We start from the raw sequence: 1021 nt of genomic DNA on the forward strand, positions 1-1021 counted from the left end.
CTAGGTGTTTAGTCCCGGGATTTGATGGGGTATTAATTTCACGCGAGTGGAAGGAAGCCTTATGGGACAGATACGTCATGGCAGCGCCACGACCACGCACGCCGTGCGAGCAGCACTACAGCGATCGCAGGCTTCGCTCGCGACGCTGAGCGAGGAGTTCGGGATCAACCCGAAAACAGTTGCAAAATGGCGAAAGCGTCAAACGGTTGAGGATCAGAAGACAGGTCCCAAAGAGCCGCGCTCAACGGTCCTGTCCGAGACGGACGAAGCGATGATCGTGGCGTTTCGCCGGCATACTTTACTGCCGCTGGATGACTGTCTTTATGCCCTGCAGGCCAGCATCCCTCATCTGACACGCTCGGCTCTGCATCGCTGCCTTCAGCGCCACGGGGTATCCCGGTTGCCGGACATCGAAGGAGACAAGCCCAAACGCCAGCGCTTCAAACGCTATCCCATAGGCTTTTTTCACATCGATATTGCCGAAGTACAGACTGCTGAGGGCAAGCTGCACCTCTTCGTTGCTATCGACCGGACAAGCAAATTCGCTGTCACACAACTCGTCGGGAAAGCTGATCGGAAGACAGCCTGGGAATTCCTCGAACATCTCCTGAGTATGATCCCTTACCGGATCCACACCATTCTGACCGATAACGGCATCCAGTTCGCTGATCAGCCCCGTAACCGCAATACGGCCTGGTCTCGCCCCATGCGCTTCGACATGATCTGCGAAGCTCACGGGATCGAACATCGTCTGACGAAACCCAATCATCCCTGGACGAACGGTCAGGTCGAGCGGATGAACCGGACAATCAAGGAAGCAACCGTCAAACGCTTCCATTACGACAGTCATGAGCAGTTGAGGACACACCTCAACGACTTCATGGCAGCCTATGATTTCGGGCGAAGACTCAAGACCCTCAGTGGCCTCACCCCTTACGAATACGTCTGCAAAATCTGGACTTCAGAGCCAGAAAGATTCATCATCAATCCAACCCATCAAAACACGGGACTAAACACCTAG

1 protein-coding gene is annotated in these 1021 nt (G+C 54.7%); it reads left to right on the plus strand.

The window, feature by feature from the left end:
• Positions 1-61: 61 nt before the first annotated feature.
• Positions 62-1021 (plus strand): IS481 family transposase, encoded by a 960-nt coding sequence (locus HK24_RS11625; protein WP_086634605.1) that lies wholly within the window; start codon positions 62-64, stop codon positions 1019-1021.

Origin of the sequence: Gluconobacter sp. DsW_058, assembly GCF_002153615.1 — a bacterium.
GTDB lineage: Bacteria > Pseudomonadota > Alphaproteobacteria > Acetobacterales > Acetobacteraceae > Gluconobacter > Gluconobacter cerinus.

Coding starts and splice junctions, on each gene's coding strand:
- HK24_RS11625 (WP_086634605.1), top strand. CDS start 62: ATGGGACAGATACGTCATGGCAGCGCCACGACCACGCACGCCGTGCGA.